Below are 17,867 nucleotides of genomic sequence, written 5' to 3'. Positions count from 1 at the left end.
GCCGCCGGTCAGGCCAGGCGTCGGCGTCGGCGTGCCAGTTCCTGTGTTGTGAATGAATGTGGCCGAGGGTGTCGCCGCCGGCAGAGAAAGCGCCGGCTGACAACGGCCGGGCCGTCACATCGCGCGGCGCCCAACGGGCGCCGGGGAATCCCCGATGTCGGGACCGGGACGGGCCGCCTGCCCCGCCTGCCGGTAGGGTGCGGGAAATGCTGGTCGTGCCGTTGTCGGCGCGAGGCCTTTTCCACGGGGACTGTTTTCTGGGGCGCTTTTGTGCCTGCCGGGTATCGAGCTGCCGGTTGGACATCGCCGCGGTTGGGTGAGACACGTGAGGTGGGAATCAGGCATGCGGCGATGGGTGTCGGTGGCTGTCGCCGGAATGGTGATCGGGTGCTCCGTCGCCTGCGGAGGCCAGGGATCCGGTGATGGTGGGGCCGGGACCGACGGCGCGGCGGTACGCGCTGTCGACGGACCGGTCGACCGAGGCACCCTGGGCGATGTCTGCGACGGCGACGTCGCCCTGACCGGCGCGCCGCCCTACGCGGGGCCGGGCCCGCATCCGGTGACGGTGTTCAGCCAGCCGCAGGGGAACGACCCCACCGGCCCGAAACTGTCGATCCGCCTGCTGGCCGACACGGACCAGCAGGAGCGGGCGGCGTTCGGGGCCCCGATGGCGCGGACCCAGCTGGTGGCGTGTGCCGAGCGGGACAGGCGGAAACCCACCGACATCATCTGCCGGTTCGACATCGGCGCCGCCGACGAGGTGCCGTTCTTCCGCACCTCCTACCGGATCACCGTGCGCGAGGCGCACACCGGCGCGGTCGTCGCCACACTGCCGGTCGACCCGGCGGCCGCCGGCTGCCCGACCTCGGTCAAGGTCGCGTGGGCGGGCGCCGAGGTGTTCAGCGCCCCCACCGACCGCCAGCTCGTCTCCGCACTCGTGCCGCTCACCTCCTGGGACGGCACCGGATCCCCGGCTCGTGCCGGTGGCCAGGAGGACGCCCCGGCGCCGGCCGGCACCGCCGCGGGCAGCGCGGGTTCCGTGCAGCTGACGATCGCGGCCGGGGTGGACCCGAACAGCCCCGTCCTGCGTGATCATCTCGCCTTCTGGGCCGCCTTCACCGGCATCCAGGAAAGCGACCGCCCGGATCTGCGTGCGCTGCAGGCCCGGGTGGACTCGAGCTTCATGAGCAGCCTGATGAGCCTGGTCGACCTGCTCCGGGGGGACGCGGGCCGCTCCACCCGGGGCCCGGTGCACCTGCTCGTGACCTCGGTGTCCGAGCAGGGCGGCAGCATCGCGGTGGACAGCTGTGTCGACGAGACCGCGCGGGAGAAGCTCCGGCTGGCGGTTCCGACCGGGGAGGTCGGCATCCGGTCCCGGGTCCGGGTGACCCTGGTACCAGGCCGCGACGGCTACCTGGCGACAGGCTTCGCGGACGCGCCCCCCGCCGCGTGCCCGGCACCGGCCGGCCGGATCGGCTGACGCCACTGCCGGGCAGGCGCGAGGCTCAGGCCGGTGCGATCCGCCCGGCGTCGTGGGCGGCCGACTCGGCGGCCTGCAGCTGGCCCTCGACGAGGTCGAGCCCGGCCGCCCAGAACCCCGGGTCGGCGAGGTCGATGCCGACGATGCGGCCCAGCTCCTCGGGGGAGCGCGACCCGCCGGCGGCGAGCATCTCCAGGTAGTGCGGCACGAACGCGGCACCATCGGTGACGTAGCGCTGGTACACCGACAGCGCCAGCAGCTGCCCGTAGGCGTAGGCGTACACGTAGCCCGGCGTGCCGATGAAATGCGGGACGTAGCTCCACCACGTCCGGTACCCCTCGGTGAGCTCCACCGAGTCGCCGAGCAGCTCCCGCTGGCTGGCCACCCAGGCCTCGTTGAAACCGTCGACGGACAGCTCGCCCGCGGTCCGCCGCTGCGTGTGGACGGCCTGCTCGAACTGGTTCATCGCGATCTGGCGGAAGACGGTGGCGATCGCCCCCTCGACCGCCTCCGCCAGCAGCGCCAGCCGCTGCTCGGGGTCGGACGTCTGTGCCAACAGCCGGTTGAACACGATCGTCTCGCCGAACACCGACGCCGTCTCGGCCACGGTCAGCGGCGTGTTCTGCTGCAGGATCCCCTGCTTCGCGGCGAGCGCGAAATGAATGCCGTGGCCCAGCTCATGCGCGAGGGTCAGCACGTCCCGGCGCCGTGACGTGAAGTTCAGCATGACGTACGGATGGACCGTCGGCACCGCCGAGCTCGCGAACGCGCCACCCCGCTTGCCCGGCCGCACCGGAGCGTCGATCCACTTCTCGTCGAAGAACCGGCGGGCCTGGCGGGCCATCTCCGGCGAGAACGCGCCGAACGAGTCGAGCACCAGATCGCGTGACTGCTCCCACCCGAACTGCTCGTCCGCGGTCGTGACCGCGGCCATCCGGTCATAGTCGGCGAGCCGGGGCAGGCCGAGAATCCGCGCCTTGAGCCGGTACCACCGCTGCGGGATGTCGTACCGCTCCCGGACGGCGGCGACGAGCGCCTGGACGGACTCGTCCGACACCTCGTTCGCCAGGTTGCGGCTGGTCAGCCAGGTGGGATAGCCGCGCAGCCGGTCGTTCACCGCCTTGTCGTGAATCAGCGTGTTGAAGATGTAGGCACGGGTGCGCAGCCCCGGCGCCAGCGCGGCGGTGACCGCCTCGGCGGTCGCCCGCCGGACCTCACGGTCACTGGACGCCAGCCGGCTCAGCGCGACGTCGAGTGCCTCCCCACCGGCCCCCGCGCCGCCTGCCCCACCCGCGCCGCCTGCCCCACCCGCGCCGACCTCGATCGCCGAGACCTGCTCGGAGAACAGCCGGCTCCACGCCGCCCGGCCGGTCACCGACTTCTCGGTCAGCAGCTTCTCCTCCGGCTCGCTGAGCAGGTAGGGGCGGTAGCGCCGTTCCGTCCGCAGGTAGTGGCGGGCGTGGTCGAGGCCGTCCGCGGCGAGCAGCCGCTCGGCGGCATCGTCGTCCAGTGCCGCCCACTCCAGGCCGAAGAACAGCAGGGTGGTCTCGATCGCGGTCGAGCGCTCCCGCACCTTCTGCATCAGCGCACCCCGGCCGGGATCGGCCGTGTCGGTGGAGAACCGCAGCGACGCGTAGCTGCCCGCCCGACCGATCAGCTCGTAGATCGCGGTCAGCTCGCCGATCGCGGCGACCAGCCCCGGCCCGTCCAACGCGGCGACCCGGCCCGCGTGGCGCCGCGCGAACGCCTCGGCGCGTGCCTGCGCGTCGGCGAGCTGCCCGTCGATGCTCTCCTCGCCCTGGCCGCCGAGCAGCGGCCCAAGATCCCAGGCGGTGCTCTCCAGAGCCAGATCAGACTGAGTCCCGGTTGCCATCCCCGTACGTTAGCGGTCCGCGGCCACCTGACCAGTCCGGCGCCACCGCGGCCGTCGGATGTGCTTCGGCAGGTCTGTCTGCGGGCTGAGGTGCGAGATCCGGACGGAACAAGAGCAGACGACTTTCTGCCACCTGCCCTGTAGTTATCGCCTTCGGTAGTTGCCCCTGGTGGGGGTCGTCTTCCGCCCTCGGACCGGTGCATGGCAGCGGGACCTGCGGGCGCCGCCGGCCACAAGGACGGCGGTGCGTGACAATCCTCGGGATCGACCGGCACCCGCCCACAGCGCCGCTGGCGGTTCGGAGTATCGGGTGGAGGTCACGGAGACTGCCGCACCCTCCCATTTCTCCCACCTGTTCTCTCGTCAGATCATCTGGCGCCCAGCCGAGGAAGGGATCAGCTAGGTGTGGCCATACCAACGCCGCCCCGCCGGCAGTCTCGCTGATTCTCCTCGACGTGCGAACGGGCACGACTCAACCTTGTATTCCGCAGCCCTCGGCGCACCGTCCACCGACGTCCCCGACGTCCATCGGCGCAGGCGACGGCACAGGCCGCGTTCACCGTCGTCGGTCCCCGCCGCAGTACAAATGCAGTACAGGGTTGGCTGCGACGGCGCTCGCGGAATGAGCTTGCAGTCGACCGCACAGGCTGGACGGAGATCGCCGTCCGGTAGTCCTCCAGCTACTCACAGCCTACTCCCAGTTAAGATCCTTTGGTGAGATCGACGCCGGGAGGTTGACGCTTGTTGGACGGTTTCGGCCCAGCCGGCTGTCACTCTGGCTGACACGATGGATTCACGCCAAGAGGCTTCCGGTCGTATGCCCGCCCGAAAGAGCTGTCACAGTGGAGCGACAGCCCTCCGCTCTGCGCCCGGCCGCATGTGGTGCCGACCGCCGACGCGATGGATAATGCCGGTGGGCGACTGCGCTGATGTTTTCATGGGGCTTCTGGCTGACGGGGGTGGCCGGTGACCGACAGTCTGTCGGACAGCGAAATCGCGGCTTTCGCGAGGGTCTTCGCGGATTCCGTGTCGGCGCGGCAGGTGCTGGATCTGGCGGGCTTCCCTGAAGGGGCGCATCCCTGGGACGCGACCAGTGGGTTGGCGTTCTGGACGTCCGTGTCGCGGTTGCTGCGCGACGGAGTGATGTCCGGTGGGCGAGGCCGGCTGTTGGATGCAGCCCGGACGCTGTACCCGAACAATGCGGTGTTTGGCTCAGGAGGCCCGGCTGCGGCGCCGGGAAGGGGGCCGGCGAGTCCGGTTGCGTGGAATTTGCCCACGAGGCTGGTCCGGTTCGTGGGTCGGGAGAATCTACTGGCCCAGGTGGATGCGGCGTTGTCGGAATCTGGCCGGGTGGCCTTGGTGGCGTTGGACGGGATGGGAGGCGTCGGTAAGACATCGCTCGCGATCGAGTATGCGTATCGACATGCCGACCGCTTCGACGTCGTGTGGTGGGTGCCGTCGGAACGGGTCGATCTAGTCGAGCAAAGGCTTTCTGGGCTGGCACAGCCACTAGGATTGCCGGCCGGGATTGGTTCAGCCAGGGTCTGGTTAGCCTTGCGTGCGGTGCAGTCATGGCTGGTGATATTCGACAACGTCGAAGATGTGGACGCGGTGAGCCAGTTCCAGCCTTCCGGAGGAGGAAAGGTTTTGGTGACGTCGCGACGGCGGGCAGCGCGGCGCTTGGGAACGTCGGTCGCGGTAGCGCCATTCGACCGAGACACGTCGATCGAACTGTTGACGCTGCGGCTGCCGGAGGCTGACCGGACGGAAGCAGGTCGGGTGGCCGAACTTTTGGGAGATCTTCCACTGGCCGTCGAGACAGCGGCCGGGTATCTGGACGAAACCGACGCGCCTATCGGCGAGTACGTGCGGTTTTTAGCAGACAATCCCGAGTTGGCGATAGATGACCCATGGCACCTGTCGGTAGAACGGTTGCGTGGGGTATCCCCTGCGGCGGTAGAACTGCTGGAACTCTGCGCGTGGTGTGGCGCAGAACCGATCCCGGTGAATCTCTTCACAGGAAATCCAGGCCTCTTGGGTGGCGCGTTGTCGAAGATTTCCCCTGAAGGGAGGCAGTGGGCCGACACCATCGGCGCCTTGGTAGGATACAATCTAGCGCGCCGCGACCATGATGCGCTCGTGGTGCACCGGCTAGTGACAGCGGCGACCCGTCGAAGGACTCCCTCCGAGCGGTCTTTACATTGTGTGGAGACGTTGGCTGGGTTGCTACGTGCTGTACTGCCCGATGAAATATTGAGTAATCCTGCCGGGTGGCCAGCGTGGCAATCACTGCTGTCGCACGTACTGGCAGTGACCGACTATACTCGCGACAAGCGGTCTCCAGCGTTCAACGACGGCTGCTGGCTAGTGCACCGGGCAGCCACATACCTGCAGGTGCACGGACAACTTCCGGTTGCGACGCAGATGTTCGAGCGAAATCTGGCCGATCAGAAGCGCGTTTTGGGTGGCAATCACCCAGATACCATGGCCTCACAAAATAGCCTCGCCGGCGCATACCGGGAGGCGGGGCGGTTGAAGCGGGCGATCGGCTTGTATGAGCAGACTGTGCTCGATCGCGAACGTGTCCTGGGTAGCGACCACCCTGACACGCTGCTCTCAAGAAATGACCTCGCCTTCGCGTACCGGAGGGCGGGCCAGCCGGAGCGGGCGATCGGCTTGTATGAGCAGACTGTGCTCGATCGCGAACGTGTCCTGGGTAGCGACCACCCTGACACGCTGCTCTCAAGAAATGACCTCGCCTTCGCGTACCGGGAGGCGGGCCGGCTGGAGCGGGCGATCGGCTTGTATGAGCAGACTGTGCTCGATCGCGAACGTGTCCTGGGTAGCGACCACCCTGACACGCTGCTCTCAAGAAATGACCTCGCCTTCGCGTACCGGGAGGCGGGCCGGCTGGAGCGGGCGATCGGCTTGTATGAGCAGACTGTGCTCGATCGCGAACGTGTCCTGGGTAGCGACCACCCGCATACCCTGCACTCGCGGAATGACCTCGCAGGAGCATATCGGGAGGCCGGCCGGCTGGAGCAGGCGATCGGTATGTACGAGCAGGCTCTGAATGACCGTGAACGCGTTTTGGGTATTGACCATCCACATACCCTGTACTCACGTCATAACCTCGCTGGCGCCCACCGCGAGGCGGGACGGGTGGAACAGGCGATCAGGTTGTCCGAACGGAGCCTGAACGATCGAGAGCGCGTACTGGGCAGCGACCATCCGAACACACTGATTTCAAGGAATACTTTGGCGCTCGCCTACTGGGCAGCGGGACGGGTGGAGCAGGCAATGAGCCTGTTCGAGCGCACCCTGGCCGACGCAGAACGGGTACTGGACGAGGAGCATCCCCTACTGGCGACGCTACGGACCAATCTTGATGCCGTACTTGTCGTAGCTACGCGGACGAGGCACTGATGGAAACCACCCGCCGCGACCCGGGACGGGTCAAATGCAGGGCACGCCGCAGTGGGCGAATCCGCAGCGAGTCACGCCGAGGTTACCGGCACCGAGCCTGCGGGCACCCGACCCGGGAGCACCGCAGCGACACATTCACCGATCCGTAGCCAGATTTGGATCTTCCATCGACGTCCGAGGCCGTGCACCCGGTCCGGTGATTTCGTGCGTACCGTCCACCGTCGTCCGTCAGAGTCCATCCTCGCCTGCGGTCATAGCTGTCGAGGTGGCTGTCGGCATCCGATGGCAGCCGGACCCGTTTACCACGGGCGCTCGAACACAGAGGAACGGAAGTAGGGCCGACGCATCTGGTGGCATGGTCGGTTCGCCGGTGATACACCAGGCCCGGACCAACGGGCAGATCGACCAGGTCCTCCGTGTCGGCGGTGGCGCGCCTGCCTAGATCGACTGCTGACCCTGGACGGGTGGATGCTACTGGTTGCGACCGGTGGCTGACGCAGTGATCAGTACCAGTACGGCGGCGACGCCGATCTGCAGCAGGAGCGTCAGCAGCCAGGCGGCGTCGATGGCGTTCGCGATGGCGAGACCGCCGGCGGCGCCGATCAGGCCGACCAGGATCGTCATGAGGCAGCCGATCGCCTGCCGCCCGGGAACCACGAGGCGGCCGAGCACCCCGATGACGAGCCCGGTGACGATCGCACTGATGATTCCGCTCGGTGCGTCCATACCGCTGCGTGCCCCTGTGTCCGGTTGTCTGACCTGAGTGCCTCTGGCGTTCTGCAGCGTCGGTCTCGTCGGCGCTGCTCCGCTGGCCCAGTGCTGCTGGTGCTACCTGGCGGCGGCCGAGGGGGTTGCCTCGCCTGCGGCCGGGGTCGCGGCGTCGGGCGCTGCCGCGGGGGCGACAGGTGCCGCGGGGGCGACGGCCGGTGCAGTGGCGACGGCCGGTGTGGTGGCCACCGGTGCGGGCTCGCTGTGGTCGTCCTCGCGGAGGCCCTTCACCTCGGACTTGAAGATCCGCATCGAACGGCCGAGGGAACGTGCCGCATCCGGGAGCCTCTTCGACCCGAACAACACCAGCACGACGATCGCGATGATCAGAATTTCCGGTGCACCCAGGTCGGGCATGACCCCTCCACGAAACGGTCGGCCGCGCGCGGGTTTCGGCGCATCCTCCGATGATGGTAGCCCCGCTGGGATCTCCTGGCAGGGCCGACGTCGCAGGAAAGGAGCCCCGTCTCGGTGGGCCGGTGGGTCTGGTGACTTTGCGTGGGCTTCTGGTGCGTTCCCGTGCGGATGCGGCCCGGCCGTCGCCATAGTGAGACCTGCGGCGCAGGGATGCCGGACGGCCGCCGCTCGGCCGAACGACCTGTCGAGACCAGGAGGTATTGCCTGATGGGACGCGTTGACTACTACCACGACCCTGACGCTCCCGCCGCGAACTCCCTGGTCGTCGGGGGATCTGCGGTGGTGGTCGACGGCGAGGGCCGGATCCTGCTGCAGCGGCGCGCCGACACCGGGAAATGGGCCCTTCCCGGTGGGCAGATGGACATTGGCGAGTCGTTCGCGAACTGCGTCATCCGGGAGACGAAGGAGGAGACCGGGTTCGACGTCAGGATCGACCGCATCATCGGTATCTACTCCGACCCGCATCACGTCTTCGCCTACGACAACGGTGAGATCCGCCAACAGTTCAACATCTGTTGCGCCTGCACCATCACGGGCGGATCGGTGCAGGTCAGCGAGGAATCCACTGCGGTCGGCTTTCATGACCTCGCCACGCTCGACCAGCTGGAGATACAGGAGAGCAATCTCGCGCGCATTCACGACTACCTCGCCGACGGCCCACCGGTCCTCCGTTAGCCGTAGAGACGCTCAGATCCTCGGGCGGTGGCTGCGGGCTGCCGCTACTGCCGAGCGGGACCCTGAGAATTGTGGATGCGGGGGGAGTGCGTAGCAAAATCCAGAGAAGCGGCGGATCCGGGGCCACCGATATTGACCTGGCGGTCCGCGTCCGCCGACCACATGGTGACCAACCGGGGATCCGGCGTCGCCGCGCAGCGTCAGCAATTCACGCCAAGGTGGACAAACGGGGCGCGGAATCATTTGGCGATCCGCAAGATTGAAGGATTATGGTTGCTGTAGCAGCCAAAATCCTTCAATCTTGCTCGGGGCCAGCGGCAGTAGCGGCGGAATCCTCAGACCTTCGGGCGGTGGCTTCGGGAAGCGGGTGGTTCAGGGGTGGTTCGAGCCAGTGGTTCCGGATCCTTCCCCAACGGCCCGATGATCGTGCTGGACGGCGGCATCGCGGCCCGAGCGCCGGCCGCGGTCACGCCCTCGACGGACGTGCCGCGGGCCGGTGCCTGGGGCCGGAGTCAGTCGCGCACGGTGTCCCGCTGAGACTGTGGCCGATCAGCCGGATCGTCCCGGCCGGCGGCGGCCGGATCGGCGGCGGCCTCGACCGACAGCGGGCCGCGTGGTTCGGGAGGAACCGGGCCAGCCAACGCGACCGGGCTGGTCACGGCGATCGAGGCAGTCGCCGGGGCTGATCTGGTCGCGGGAGCTGGACCGGTCGCCGCGCGGGGGCCGCGCCGGCGGCGCAGTGCGGCGCGGGTGAGCGGCTCGACGACGCGGGCTGCCACCGGGCCGATGATCGCCATCAGCAGCACATAGCTGGCCGCGAGCGGCCCGAGCCGGGGCTCGACGTCGGAGGCGACCGCGAGGCCGGCGATGACGATGGAGAACTCGCCGCGCGCGATCAGCGCCGCACCGGCGCGGAAGCGTCCCATGGTGGCGATGCCGGAGCGCCGCGCCGCCCACCAGCCCGTGAACGTCTTCGTGGCGATGCCCGCTGCTGCCAGCCCCAGCGCCGGCAGCAGCGCCGACGGGATCTGCGCCGGGTCGGACTGCAGGCCGAAGAACACGAAGAAGACGGCGGCGAACAGATCGCGCAGCGGTGTCAGCACCTCCCGCGCGCCTTCGGCCACCGGGCCGGAAAGCGCGATGCCCACGAGGAAGGCGCCGACCGCGGCGGACACCTGCACCTGCTGGGCCACTCCCGCGACGAGCAGCGCCAGGCCCAGCGCGCGCAGCAGGATGATCTCGTCGTTGCGGTCGGACGTCGGATTGTACACCAGCCTGGTCACCCGCGCGCTGTGCCGCAGCGCGAGGTAGAGGACGCCGACCATGGCGCCGAGCGCGATCGCGAGCGACTGTGCCGCACCGGCGAACGTCGTGCCGGCCAGCAGCGCGGTCAGGACGGGCAGGTAGACCGCCATCGCGAGGTCCTCGAGGACGAGCACCGACAACACGACCGGGGTCTCCCGGTTGCCGAGCCGGCCGAGGTCCCCGAGAACCTTGGCGATGATGCCGGAGGACGAGATGGCGGTGACACCGCCGAGTACGACCGCCGCGCGCCAGTCCCAGCCGAGCAGGAACGCGGCGGCCACCCCGGGAGCGGCGTTGAGGGTGAGGTCCAGGCCGCCGGCCGGAGCGTTGCGCCGCAGGCCCACCAGCAGCTCACCGGCGGTGTATTCCAGGCCGAGGGTGAGCAGCAGGAGCACGACGCCGATCTCGGCGCCGATCGCGATGAACTCCTCGCTCGCGCCGAGCGGGATCAGCCCGCCATGGCCGAAGGCGAGGCCGCACAGCAGATAGAAGGGAATCGGGGAGATCCCGAACCGGGCCGCGCCGTGGCCGACGAGGCCGAGCAGGAACAGGACAGCGCCCAGCTCCATCATTATCGAGGCAAGATCATGCATATGGTCGCGGCGCCCCTCAGCCGGACCGCAGGAGCTCGCCGACAGCGGCGGTGTTCTCCGGTGTCCCGACGACGACAACGACATCCTCGGCCTGGAGCCTGAAGTCCGGCCGCGGCGAGGCGAGTACCTCGCGGTCGCGGACCACGGCCACGATCGACGCGCCGGTGCGGGTCCTGGCCCTGGTGTCGCCGAGCAGTCGTCCGTCGTAGGGCGACCCGGCGACGATCGTGATCTGGTCGCCTACCAGGCCGGCGAACGCCCGGCTGATGTCGGCCAGCTTCTCGACGATGTGAGGAGCACCAAGTAGTTCGGACAGCACATCGCTCTCCTCAGGAGTCAGGTTTATCGACTCGGCGCAGGAATCGGGATCCTGGGCGTCATAGACCACCAGGACGCGGCGGCCGCTGTGATGCGACACCACACCGACCCGCCGGCCGGCGCGGGTCGAGAAGTCGTGCCGCAGGCCGATTCCCGGAAGCCCGGTTTCTTCGACATTCATGGGGATCCCCGTCATTGATGTGCGTGTCAGGTCAGGAAGTGAGTCGGGCCGGCCGCATGGGGGTCTGCGGCCGTCGGCGGTCATCAGAAGTCCGCGGCAGGTCGTGAGCAGTTGTGAGCTGCCCGCAGCAGGCCAGCAGGCCGGGGGCCGGTTGGCGGCGGTGAGTTGGCTGCTCTGAGGCACAGGCCGGCGGCGAACGGCTGAGAACCCTTGCGCGATGTCAGCGCCGCCGAACCACGAAGGCCCCGGGACTCGCATATGCGGGAACGGCGTCGGGCGGTGAACGGTCTGGGCATCGCTGGTACTGAGCGCCAACCCGCGATCAAGGTTCGCGGCCGGGTGCACCGCGACCGCGCGCGCCGCGGCGCGCGCGGTCAGTCCGCAGATCCATCCCGCGTCGGTGGGCTGCGTGCGCCACCAGGGCCGACGGGACACAGCAGTCGGGCCGCGCGGCGGGAGCCCGACCATCCCAGGAGGACATCGCATAACGCGATCAGGACGAGCGCGGTGGCGAGGCCGACCTCGTGACTACCGGCCCACGACGGCAACGAGTTCGCGAGGTGGGCGGCGCGGTCGATGCTGGGGAACTGCAGGCCACTTTGGACAGGTGGCACGGTGGCTAGGGCCGACCCGGCAGCGATGTGCACGTCGCCGTCCGCGGAGTAGCCTGCCCAACTGCCTGTGCTGGTACCCACGCCAAGTAGCGCCGTCATGACCACGACGACCACCCACGCCGCTTGGGCGCGCATGCGGTGGTCTGTCGACATAGTCACAGGCTAGGGCATCCGTGACCGCCCATGCGCGCCGTCATGGGATTCGCCATACCGGCCTCCCGAACCTCCGTCAGAAGCAGAAGGAGGCCTGCTGAGAGCTGGCTGCCGGGTAACGGGCCGAGCACGGATGTCCCGTCGGCAATTCCGCCGAGAACCTACATGCGTCGAACCATCGATCCTGTGCGTGTCACGAAAATCCGTTCTGGACAAGGATGCCAGTCAAATGTCTGGGACACAGCCTCGGTGCTGTGCTGCACCACCTAGCTTGCGCGACCGAGTGATGACTTCACCGTAAAATTGACCGCCTGGGCGACAGTGTCGAATAATCCTGCGATGATGTGTTCGTGATGGGTGGGCTCGATGCGGACGGACGAGACTTCTTCATCTCCCATGCTGGGGTCGACCAGCAGTGGGCGGAATGGATCGGAAAACAGCTGACGGCGGCGGGCTACAAGGTCGAACTGGATGTATGGGAGTGGGCGCCAGGATCGAACTTCGTTGCCGCGATGGAGGCCGCCCTTCGAAGGGCGGCGCGGATCATTGCCGTCTACACACCCTCATATTTTACGAGACCGTACGCACAATTTGAACACCATGCGGCGCTGGTCTCGCAGAGGGAGAACTCGTTGCCTCGGATAGTGCCGGTTCTTGTGGAGTCGTGCGAAATCCCTGATCTGTATGCTACCCTGATTCGGATCGAGCTCGTCGGTCTTGACGAGAGTGAGGCCTCGAGGCGTCTGCTGGATGGTCTCGACTATCCGACCGGACCATGGAAGAAATCGATCCAATACCCTGGATTGCAGCCTGACGGCGACGGGGTGGCAGGGAGGCGAAAAGTGGATCCAGGGGTTATCTTCCCTCGACAGCTACCGTCGATATCCAATATGCCGCCCCGTAACGCATTTTTCACCGGCCGTATGGAAATGCTTGCGCAGATCCACCGAAAGTTGACGCAAGGGGGCCGAGGTGTCACGGTTGGCGTCGTCCCGCTCTTTGGTATAGGTGGCGTAGGGAAAACGCAGATCGCGGTCGAATATGCTCACCTGTATGCGGCCAATTATTCCATCCTGTGGTGGGTGGATGCGGCTAGTTCCGATCTCGTTACTACTAGTTTAGTTTCGTTGGCTGGAGCGCTTGGAATTCCGACCGAAGGGCCGGTACTGGTCGTTGTCGAGCAGCTATGGATGGCACTCCAGGCGCGGAGTGACTGGTTGATGATCTTCGATAATATCGACGAGGCGCAAGTTCTTTCGGAGTTGCGTCCGCCGAGCAGTGGGAACCTGCTGGTTACAAGCCGCAGGTCGGCGGTCGGTAGGGTGGCTGACCTGATAGAGGTCGGTGAATTTGATCGAGAAGAATCCCTCGCCCTACTGCGGAGGCGGTGTCCGTCACTCACAGCCGAGGAAGCGGATGCTGTGGCGACAGCGGTCGGCGACCTTCCACTTGCGGTAGAGCAGGCGTCCTGTTTTCTCGGTGAGAGCGGCCTTCCGGCTGTGGACTATCTCCGTCTACTGAAGAGACAACCTCAGACCTCCGGGTTCGATGAGCCGACCCTGCAACGGCACCCGGGCCTCAGCGATGTGGTCATTAACGGCCGTAGCCGTGTGGAATCTCTCAGCGCGGCCGCCGCCGAGCTTATTGACTGTGTGGCTTTCCTCGCACCCGAACCTCTCTTCCTCGCTCCGGCCGAAACGACCTACAAGGAGAAGGGAAAGAGTGTTCAAATAGGAGACGCGGCCGCCACTGTGAGGGTTGTTCAGATCCTGACGGGACTCGGACTGGCGCGGCGCGTTGGAGCAGCCCTGCAGGTGCATCGCCTCGTGCAAGCCCTTCTCCGGGCTCGCATGACAACTGGCCAGCGCGTCAGCTCCTATCAAAAGGCCCAGAAGCTCATAGCAACCGCGAGACCCGGAGATCCAAAGGATCCTGGGACCTGGAGTTCTTACGCTGCTGTCACTCCACACGTCCAGGCGCTCAGCGAGAACCATGATTCTGCTGATGGCGCGCCCTTTCCCGCCCCTGAATCAACCGAGCCCGACCCCGCTTCGTTTCGCGTTCTTCTTCTGGACGTCTCCCAGTACCTTTATGCCGCTGGCAGATCTGCGACCGGGGCGGCGCTCATTCGCCAGGTCAACGGCCACTGGGTCGCCACCCTAGGGTCCGATCATATCGACACGCTGCGGCTGGGGAACAGCCTTGTCGCCAACCTCAACGGCCTTGGTCAATACGCTGAAGCCCGTGAGCTAGCGCATAACATTTTTGAGCGGGCCCGCACAGTCTACGGTCCTGACCATGCAGTGACCCTTGAGTCCGCCAACGAACTGGCTGGAGCACTGGACCTTTCCGGTGACTACGGGCAAGCCAGAGAGCTCCACCAGGACACGCTGTCGCGCCGGAAAAGAGTTCTGGGAGAGGACCATCCCGACACCTTGCTTACAGCGGGCAACTTGGTGACCGCCCTTAACAAGATGGGTGACTATGTCGTAGCACGTGATCTGGCGGAGGAAAATCTGATTCGGTGCCGTAGAGTGCTGGGAGAGGGCAACGCCCGGACGCTGTACACGGCGAGCCGTCTGATCATATCTCTGAACGGGCTTGGCGACTATATCGCGGCTCGTGATATTGGGACTGAACTCCTTGGCCGGCTTCGGGACGCGCTCGGAGAGGAACATCCAAGAACACTGTACACGGCCGCCCGCCTCGCTATCGCGCTAGACGGATCGGGTGAGGTGTCATCAGCTCGTGAGATGCTTGTTGATGTCCTTAGGAAGTCGCGCCAGATTCTGGGGGAAGAGCATCCTGAAACCCTGTGGGTGAAGGAGGAGCTCGCTCGCCTTTAATGCCGAATCTGTTGTCGGGTGTACTCGGAAGGCTTTTCTGATATCACCGTACCGGTTGCTGGATGTCTCGTCAGTGGCGGAGGCAAGCGCGCGGCCATCGGGTGAGAACGAGATCGTGGTAACGCAATCGGTGCCCCCGGCAGAGGCGTTTGGCGTCGAGACTATCCGGGCTCAATCGATCACTTTGGTGAGGGAAGCGCCTCGCCTTTTCGCCTCGTTCGCGGTGCCGTCGGCCGGGTGCTGGATCGGATTCGATCAGCTACCGAGCGGCGCCCGTTCCGGTGGCGAGATGGACGGCGAGCCTGTAACGGGTTGCGCCTGTGGGTGGGAACGCGTTGCTGTCCCATGGTCGGGTTCGAGCCCGACACACGTGAGACGCCGGTGCCCCACGTGTGCGGTGTAGCGGGCCGTCCAATACCGGGTACTATCGCGATGTATCGCGATAGCTCGATGGAGGGTCAAGTGAGTGATGTGCTGAACGGACCGTTGCGGGACACCAACGTCCACGCGGTGATCGAGCGTGTCAGGGCTGAGGGCAGGCCGCCCGGTTGGGGCCCCCGCCCCGGTGGCGCCGGCGGGCCGGGTGGTCCCGGTGGGAGGGGCGGGCGTGGTCCGCGGGCGGGGGGCGGCGGGTTCCCGCCGCGCGACCCGTTCGAGTTCACCGATGTCGCGTTCCCGATCGCGCCCGAACAGGGCGACCTTCTCTACCTGCTGTGCCGGGCGACGGGCGCGACCCGGGTCGCCGAGTGCGCGACGTCGCTGGGGATCTCCACGCTGTATCTCGCCGCCGCGATGCGCGACAACGGCGGCGGGCTGGTGATCGGCTCGGAGATCGTCCCGGAGAAGGCGGCGAAGGCGCGCAAGAACCTCGCCGACGCGGGCCTGGACCATCTGGTCGACATCCGGGTGGGTGACGCGCTGGAGACGTTCGCCGACCTCGGCGGGCCCGTCGACCTGCTGCTCGTCGACGGCTGGCCGACGGCGAACCCGCCGAGCCTGTCCCGTTCGATCACCGGCCTGGTCGCCCCGCAGCTGCGGGGCGGCGCGATCGTCGTCAACGACAACGCGGAGGAGGACTACCTGGAGTACGTCCGCGACCCTGCGAACGGCTTCGTCGGGATGTCCCTCCCGCTCAAGGGCAGCACCGAGGTCTCCGTCCGGGTCGGTGCCTGACGTCCACGCGGCCGGCCCGACGCCCCGTCGCGTCGGGCCGCCGGGACGGTTGCCTGCGGCGAGTGATGTGTACGGCGTGGTGGTCAGGACGTCAGGGTCTCGATCATCACCGTGTCGTGCTCGGCGGCGACGAAGCGGGGATGGTCGAGCAGGCCGCGCAGGAACTCCGTGGTCGTGACCACGCCGGGGCCGTCCGCGTGCAGCTCCTCGAGGGCACGGCGCATCCGGGCCAGGGCCCGGGGGCGGTCCGGGGCCCAGACGACGACCTTCGCCAGCAGGGAGTCGTAGTAGGCCGGGATGCGGTACCCGGGGCGGGCGTGGGTGTCGACCCGGACGAACGGGCCGGCGGGCGCGGTGAACTCCTCGAGCGTCCCGGGGGCGGGGGCGAAGTCGCGCCGCGGGTTCTCGGCGTTGATGCGGCATTCGATCGACACGCCGCGGGCGTCGACGTCCGCCTGGGCGAAGCCGAGCGGCTCGCCGGCGGCCACCCGGATCTGCTCCGCGACCAGGTCGAGGCCCGTCACCATCTCGGTGACGGGATGCTCCACCTGCAGCCGGCAGTTGACCTCCATGAAGTAGAAGCGGCCCTGCGGGTCGACGAGGAACTCGAAGGTACCGGCGCCGACGTACCCGCTGGCCAGCGTGCCGCGCACCGCCGCCGCGCAGAGCGGCTCGACGACCTCGGCGGGCAGGCCGGGCGCCGGGGTCTCCTCGACCAGCTTCTGGTGGCGCCGCTGCAGGGAGCAGTCCCGGGCACCCAGGTGGACGGCGTTGCCGTGCGTGTCGGCCAGGACCTGGACCTCGACATGGCGCGCGGACGGCAGGTATCGCTCCACATACAGTCGGCCATCGCCGAACACCGCCTGGGCGGTCGCCCGGGTGTGCCGGTAGGCGCGGGCGAAGGCGTCCGCGTCGTGCACGACGGTCATTCCGCGCCCGCCGCCGCCGGCCGCGGCCTTGATGATGACCGGGTAGCCGATCTCCGCCGCGACCGCGGCGGCGGCCTCCGGCTGGTCGGGGGTGTCACGGCTGCCGGGCAGCAGCGGCAGGCCGGCCTCGGCCATGATCCGCCGGGCGACGGCCTTGTCGCCCAGGCGGGCCATGACCTCCGGCGGCGGGCCGATGAAGGTCAGCCCTTCGGCCGCGCAGACCTCGGCGAAGTCGGCGTTCTCCGACAGGAAGCCATAGCCGGGGTGCACGGCGTCGGCGCCGCGGATGCGCGCCGCCTCGATGACCGCGGGAATGTTGAGGTAGCTCTCCCGCGACGGTCCGGGGCCGATCTGGACGGATTCGTCGGCGAACGCGACGACGGCGCTGTCGCGGTCCGCCGACGAGTGCGCGGCGACGGTGGCGATGCCCAGCTCGCGGCAGGTGCGGGCGACGCGCAGCGCGATCTCGCCCCGGTTGGCGATGAGAACCTTCTTGATCATCACCGGCTGCCGGCGGGCGCGTCGACGTCCAGGGTGAGCAGGGGCTGGCCGTACTCCACCGGGGTGGCGTCGGCGACGAGGACCTCACGGACCACACCGCCGCGATCCGCCTCGACCGGGATCATCAGCTTCATCGCCTCGATGATCCCGACCTGCTGGCCCGCGACGACGGTGTCGCCGGCCCGCACGAACGGGTCCGCACCCGGCTCGGGGGAGTGGTAGAAGACGCCGACGGTGTGCGCCGGGACGACGTAGGCGAGCGCGTCGTCGGCGTTCTCGCGCGGGCGCGGGGCCGCCGCGGCCTGGGCCGGGTCGGCATGACCCGGCCCGGCGGGGGCCCCGAGCGCGGCCGGTCCCGTCACCGGCACCGGCACAGCCGGCCCGGTGGCGACCGAGCCGTCCCGGGCGCCCGGCCCGGCGGGCGTCGTCCAGTCGATCTCCAGGGTGATGTCCCCGGCGCTGACCCGTACCCGGCTCACCGGGCGCCCCCCGCCAGCTCCTGCCTCCAGGGCCTCGCGGCGCAGGACCGCGATCACCTCGCCGAGGCTGTTCTCCCCGGCCCGCTGGCCGGTCCCGGTGACCGGGGTGGTGTGACTGCCGTTCGCGGTGGTCATG

The 17,867-nt window shown here is 68.0% G+C and carries 13 protein-coding genes; 5 read left to right on the top strand and 8 right to left on the bottom strand.

Going from position 1 to position 17,867, the window contains the following annotated elements; genetic code table 11:
* The first annotated feature begins 343 nt into the window (after positions 1 to 343).
* Positions 344 to 1,480 carry a hypothetical protein gene (locus ACG83_RS17690; RefSeq protein WP_054567348.1) on the top strand — a complete coding sequence of 379 codons (1,137 nt, stop codon included), beginning with the start codon at positions 344 to 346 and terminating at the stop codon, positions 1,478 to 1,480.
* Between the two features lie 25 nt (positions 1,481 to 1,505).
* Here ACG83_RS17690 and ACG83_RS17685 read toward each other — a convergent pair whose 3' ends face one another.
* Complete coding sequence (locus tag ACG83_RS17685; protein WP_054567347.1) at positions 1,506 to 3,353, bottom strand: M3 family oligoendopeptidase; 1,848 nt, start codon at positions 3,351 to 3,353, stop codon at positions 1,506 to 1,508.
* A gap of 966 nt (positions 3,354 to 4,319) precedes the next feature.
* On the opposite strand from ACG83_RS17685, the gene fxsT (ACG83_RS42520) reads away from it, so the two are divergent.
* Complete coding sequence (gene fxsT, locus ACG83_RS42520) at positions 4,320 to 6,779, top strand: FxSxx-COOH system tetratricopeptide repeat protein (protein WP_083473335.1); 2,460 nt, start codon at positions 4,320 to 4,322, stop codon at positions 6,777 to 6,779.
* Positions 6,780 to 7,250: 471 nt separating this feature from the next.
* Here the strand turns inward: fxsT (ACG83_RS42520) and ACG83_RS17675 are convergent, their stop codons facing one another.
* Positions 7,251 to 7,505 (bottom strand): GlsB/YeaQ/YmgE family stress response membrane protein, encoded by a 255-nt coding sequence (locus ACG83_RS17675; RefSeq protein WP_054567345.1) that lies wholly within the window; start codon positions 7,503 to 7,505, stop codon positions 7,251 to 7,253.
* Positions 7,506 to 7,607: 102 nt separating this feature from the next.
* Positions 7,608 to 7,904, bottom strand: coding sequence for a Sec-independent protein translocase subunit TatA (tatA, locus tag ACG83_RS17670; protein WP_054567344.1), 297 nt, complete (start codon positions 7,902 to 7,904; stop codon positions 7,608 to 7,610).
* Positions 7,905 to 8,171: 267 nt separating this feature from the next.
* Between tatA and ACG83_RS17665 the strand changes: the two genes are divergently transcribed.
* Complete coding sequence (locus tag ACG83_RS17665; RefSeq protein WP_054567343.1) at positions 8,172 to 8,639, top strand: NUDIX domain-containing protein; 468 nt, start codon at positions 8,172 to 8,174, stop codon at positions 8,637 to 8,639.
* 512 nt (positions 8,640 to 9,151) lie between these two features.
* Here the strand turns inward: ACG83_RS17665 and ACG83_RS17660 are convergent.
* The 3 genes from ACG83_RS17660 to ACG83_RS17650 form a co-directional block, all read right to left on the bottom strand.
* A complete protein-coding gene (locus ACG83_RS17660; protein WP_054567342.1) occupies positions 9,152 to 10,537 on the bottom strand; it encodes a cation:proton antiporter in 1,386 nt (461 codons plus the stop codon).
* Positions 10,538 to 10,553: 16 nt separating this feature from the next.
* Positions 10,554 to 11,036 carry a cation:proton antiporter regulatory subunit gene (locus ACG83_RS17655; RefSeq protein WP_054567341.1) on the bottom strand — a complete coding sequence of 161 codons (483 nt, stop codon included), beginning with the start codon at positions 11,034 to 11,036 and terminating at the stop codon, positions 10,554 to 10,556.
* Positions 11,037 to 11,410: 374 nt separating this feature from the next.
* Complete coding sequence (locus tag ACG83_RS17650; RefSeq protein WP_054567340.1) at positions 11,411 to 11,809, bottom strand: hypothetical protein; 399 nt, start codon at positions 11,807 to 11,809, stop codon at positions 11,411 to 11,413.
* A 347-nt stretch (positions 11,810 to 12,156) separates the two neighbouring features.
* On the opposite strand from ACG83_RS17650, the gene fxsT (ACG83_RS42515) reads away from it, so the two are divergent.
* The gene (gene fxsT, locus ACG83_RS42515) at positions 12,157 to 14,649 is read left to right on the top strand and encodes an FxSxx-COOH system tetratricopeptide repeat protein (protein WP_152991426.1); all 2,493 of its coding nucleotides are present in this window, start codon (positions 12,157 to 12,159) and stop codon (positions 14,647 to 14,649) included.
* 462 nt (positions 14,650 to 15,111) lie between these two features.
* On the top strand, positions 15,112 to 15,822 hold the full coding sequence (locus ACG83_RS17645; protein WP_054567339.1) for an O-methyltransferase: 711 nt from the start codon (positions 15,112 to 15,114) through the stop codon (positions 15,820 to 15,822).
* An 83-nt stretch (positions 15,823 to 15,905) separates the two neighbouring features.
* Here ACG83_RS17645 and ACG83_RS17640 read toward each other — a convergent pair whose 3' ends face one another.
* Positions 15,906 to 17,252, bottom strand: coding sequence for an acetyl/propionyl/methylcrotonyl-CoA carboxylase subunit alpha (locus ACG83_RS17640; RefSeq protein ID WP_054567338.1), 1,347 nt, complete (start codon positions 17,250 to 17,252; stop codon positions 15,906 to 15,908).
* Complete coding sequence (locus ACG83_RS17635) at positions 17,252 to 17,866, bottom strand: biotin/lipoyl-containing protein (RefSeq protein ID WP_054567337.1); 615 nt, start codon at positions 17,864 to 17,866, stop codon at positions 17,252 to 17,254. The genes ACG83_RS17640 and ACG83_RS17635 overlap by 1 nt, the downstream gene beginning before the upstream one ends.
* Position 17,867: the final 1 nt, after the last annotated feature.

Source organism: Frankia sp. R43 (assembly GCF_001306465.1).
Taxonomy (GTDB): domain Bacteria; phylum Actinomycetota; class Actinomycetes; order Frankiales; family Frankiaceae; genus Parafrankia; species Parafrankia irregularis.
The sequence above is the reverse complement of the archived record's forward strand: the minus strand, read 5'-3'. Positions and strand labels throughout refer to the sequence as shown.

Coding starts and splice junctions, on each gene's coding strand:
- ACG83_RS17690 (WP_054567348.1), top strand. CDS start 344: ATGCGGCGATGGGTGTCGGTGGCTGTCGCCGGAATGGTGATCGGGTGC.
- ACG83_RS17685 (WP_054567347.1), bottom strand. CDS start 3,353: ATGGCAACCGGGACTCAGTCTGATCTGGCTCTGGAGAGCACCGCCTGG.
- ACG83_RS17675 (WP_054567345.1), bottom strand. CDS start 7,505: ATGGACGCACCGAGCGGAATCATCAGTGCGATCGTCACCGGGCTCGTC.
- tatA (WP_054567344.1), bottom strand. CDS start 7,904: ATGCCCGACCTGGGTGCACCGGAAATTCTGATCATCGCGATCGTCGTG.
- ACG83_RS17665 (WP_054567343.1), top strand. CDS start 8,172: ATGGGACGCGTTGACTACTACCACGACCCTGACGCTCCCGCCGCGAAC.
- ACG83_RS17660 (WP_054567342.1), bottom strand. CDS start 10,537: ATGCATGATCTTGCCTCGATAATGATGGAGCTGGGCGCTGTCCTGTTC.
- ACG83_RS17655 (WP_054567341.1), bottom strand. CDS start 11,036: ATGAATGTCGAAGAAACCGGGCTTCCGGGAATCGGCCTGCGGCACGAC.
- fxsT (WP_152991426.1), top strand. CDS start 12,157: ATGGGTGGGCTCGATGCGGACGGACGAGACTTCTTCATCTCCCATGCT.
- ACG83_RS17640 (WP_054567338.1), bottom strand. CDS start 17,252: ATGATCAAGAAGGTTCTCATCGCCAACCGGGGCGAGATCGCGCTGCGC.
- ACG83_RS17635 (WP_054567337.1), bottom strand. CDS start 17,866: ATGACCACCGCGAACGGCAGTCACACCACCCCGGTCACCGGGACCGGC.